Source organism: Porticoccus sp., assembly GCA_023261185.1.
GTDB classification, from domain to species: Bacteria; Pseudomonadota; Gammaproteobacteria; order Pseudomonadales; family Porticoccaceae; genus Porticoccus; species Porticoccus litoralis.
In genome coordinates this window covers 1-3,047 of the sequence record JALRJN010000026.1, presented here as the reverse complement: position 1 = coordinate 3,047, position 3,047 = coordinate 1, and the positions used below count along the sequence as shown (strand labels likewise).

The following is a 3,047-nucleotide window of genomic DNA, read 5'->3' as shown; positions in this document are numbered from 1 at the left end:
CATCGCCATTAAATAACCATGATCGACTTTGCCCCACTGATCGCCAAACTGGCCGAAGGCCCCCTCGCACCCTGGGCGGAATTACTACCGCAACAGGTCGCCGACGGCATGGCCGTGGAGCGCTGGGGCGACCTGCCAGGTTGGCAGGCGGTGCTGGAACAATTACCAGCTCTGCTGCCATCCCACATCGATCTGAAAGACAGCGTGACCATTGGCGTCAACGCCGACTGCGACGACGCTACCCGAAAGCAACTGCGCGAAGTGCTAATGGGACTGCACCCCTGGCGCAAAGGCCCATACAACCTGTTCGGACTGCACCTGGACACCGAGTGGCGCTCTGACTGGAAATGGGACCGGGTGGCACCACACCTGGCGCCCCTCAAAGACCGGCTGGTGCTGGATGTGGGCTGCGGCAACGGCTACCACTGCTGGCGCATGTTGGGCGAAGGTGCCCAGCGGGTGATCGGCATCGACCCATCCTGTAAATTCGTGCACCAGTTCTACGCCATGAAGCACTTCATTGGCGACTGCCCGGCGGATGTGCTGCCGGTGGGGATCGAGCAGTTGCCGGAGGGTTTGCAGGCCTTTGATACGGTGTTTTCCATGGGCGTTTTTTACCACCGTCGCGCCCCCATGGATCACCTGCGGGAACTGAAAGACTGCCTGCGCCCTGGCGGACAGCTGGTACTGGAAACGCTGGTCATCGAAGGGGGATTGGGGGAAGTGCTGGTGCCCGAGGGACGCTACGCCAAGATGCGCAATGTCTGGTTTCTGCCGAGCCCGGATACCATGCTGTCCTGGCTGCGCAAATGTGGCTTTGCCAATCCGCGCATGGTGGACTTCACCCCCACCACCGTGGAAGAACAGCGACCGACCGAGTGGATGACCTTTGAGTCGCTGCCAGATTTTCTCGACCCGGCGGACCATAGCCGGACTATTGAAGGCCATCCGGGGCCGATTAGAGCGGTATTCCTGGCTGAATCTTGAAGAAGAAACGATGGCTGGCGATCAGTCGTCCAGTTCGATCACGGGGGTATCGAGCCCAAACTCAGCGTGAATCTGCACGCACCAGCGGTTAAGGCGCTCGGCAGTCTGATCGGGCTGCTGGTCCTCATCAATGGCCAGCCCCACAAACAGGCCCTGACCCGGAATCTCAGCTTTGGATGCATCGTAATCGTAGCCCTGGGTAGGCCAGTGGCCAATAATGCGATCCGCGCTGCGTTCCACCACATCATGAAGCATGCCCATGGCATCGAGAAAAAAATCACCGTAACCAAACTGGTCGCCGAGGCCAATAAAGGCCACGGTTTTACCAGAAAAGTCGAGGGCTTCCACATCCTCCCAGAAATCCTCCCAATCGGACTGAATCTGACCGAAGTCCCAGGTGGGGATACCGAGAATCAGCTTGTCATAGTCCAGGAACTCCAACTGCGTGACTTCGCCGATATCGTGGATGTCCACCACGTCCTCACCCAGTCGGCGCGCAATGCGATGTGCAACGGACTCGGTGTTGCCCTCGTCACTGCCGAAAAACAAGCCAATTTTGCTGGATACTGTGGTCACTAAAGCCCCTGGATAGAATGCCACTGAAAAAATCAGCGCGAATTTTCCCAGCTTAGGTATCTGGAAACAACTGCCGGAGAACAGAAAATTTGGCGACACAACCCGCGGAAGCAGGCTCCACAATCTACTTATTCAAAAATAGCGGCTGAGTTGCAGTTGGATGTAGTCATCCCGACTAAACGAGTAGAGTGGCTCATCCTGTTCCGCATTGGTGATGGTCCGCAGGCGCAGCTCCAGAGAAATACTGTCACCAAAACGCCGCTCGGCTTCTATGTTAAAGAATGTTTCCGAGGTTTTTTTATCGACCACCGCGCCCACCAGAATGGCGGTATCCTGCGGATCGTTTAAGGACCAGCGAACGCCCATAAACACATCATTGTCCGCAGTGGATACCGGCTCCAGAGAAGAGCGCTCATCGTATTGATATTCCAGCAAAATACCGATATCGGCATCGGTCTCATTCACCTGGTAAAAGGTGTATTCAAACCCCGCAACACCGGCCGCAAAGGTTTCATCAAAGCCATCCCTGACGATAGCCTCCAGCTTCCACAACCAGGCATCTCTGGTGTATTGCAGGTCGAGCCCCACCTGATCAATCTGATCATAAAAGGGCTTCAGCTCACGACCATTGTCGGCAAGCAACAACCTGGGTTCACGGCTGGTACCGCGGAAATAATAAAGGCCTATGTCCACGTCGCCAAAGTAGTGACTGTAGCGCAGCGCAACATCCACATGCTTTTCTTTAGCACCGGATTCATAGTCAGCATCATCCCAATCGACGGGCAAGGGGGAGCGAAAGCGGCCATCCAGACCGGGAAATGTACGTTCCCTGAAGTAGGGAAGCAGGTAGACATTAAGCAATCCCCAGTCTTTCTGCACAGCCAGATTGACCATGGGTTGCCCCAGCTTGTCTTCCTGATCGATGTCTTCGACCAGGTCAGTCTGGTTGACGATATCTACTAGGTGAACCGATTCTGTCACGCCCCAGAAAACCTTGTTGAAACCGACCAGAACTTCAAATTGATCGCCCTCAAAAGCCCAATAGGCTTCGCGAAGATCAAGGTGACGTCGCTCCTCGTCGTTTTCATCCCAACGGGCAAAGGGGATAAACGACGCCCTTTGATCACCGTCTTCACTGCGCCAGCGAGCTTCCCATTCTGCCGAGACGGACACCTCTAAATCACTGCTGTTTTGTCCGGGCCACAAGGCGTCTTGAGAGAAACCCCGCAACTGCAGTGCAGTATTCCCGGAAAAATCCAACTCAGAATCGTCTGCAAGCGTATGACTGGCAACAATGGCCAGCATCAGCGCAGGAAACAAACCCGACATCGACGTACGAACGCTGTTTTTTAAATCCATCATCGCAAACGGGACAAACGGCCTTTTACAAAATCGTTGTCGGTTAATCCGACGCCAAATTGATACTCACCGTAAATTAAATCTGTACTTTTATTGGTCTGAATATTTTTCATCACAAGACGGTG

At 54.6% G+C, this 3,047-nt stretch carries 3 protein-coding genes; 1 reads left to right on the top strand and 2 read right to left on the bottom strand.

All coding sequences use genetic code 11. The features are described 5' to 3' along the window. Window positions 1-18: 18 nt before the first annotated feature. Window positions 19-987 carry a tRNA 5-methoxyuridine(34)/uridine 5-oxyacetic acid(34) synthase CmoB gene (gene cmoB, locus ACYZYZ_RS02275; RefSeq protein WP_461483100.1) on the top strand — a complete coding sequence of 323 codons (969 nt, stop codon included), beginning with the start codon at window positions 19-21 and terminating at the stop codon, window positions 985-987. Window positions 988-1,008: 21 nt separating this feature from the next. Here cmoB and ACYZYZ_RS02270 read toward each other — a convergent pair whose 3' ends face one another. Next, window positions 1,009-1,563 carry a flavodoxin gene (locus tag ACYZYZ_RS02270; RefSeq protein WP_305169386.1) on the bottom strand — a complete coding sequence of 185 codons (555 nt, stop codon included), beginning with the start codon at window positions 1,561-1,563 and terminating at the stop codon, window positions 1,009-1,011. Between the two features lie 132 nt (window positions 1,564-1,695). Beyond that, window positions 1,696-2,892 (bottom strand): hypothetical protein, encoded by a 1,197-nt coding sequence (locus ACYZYZ_RS02265; protein ID WP_461483099.1) that lies wholly within the window; start codon window positions 2,890-2,892, stop codon window positions 1,696-1,698. Window positions 2,893-3,047: the final 155 nt, after the last annotated feature.

What these genes read in the sequence shown, in the direction of transcription:
- cmoB (WP_461483100.1), top strand. Translation starts at nt 19, where the DNA reads ATGATCGACTTTGCCCCACTGATCGCCAAACTGGCCGAAGGCCCCCTC.
- ACYZYZ_RS02265 (WP_461483099.1), bottom strand. Translation starts at nt 2,892, where the DNA reads ATGTCGGGTTTGTTTCCTGCGCTGATGCTGGCCATTGTTGCCAGTCAT.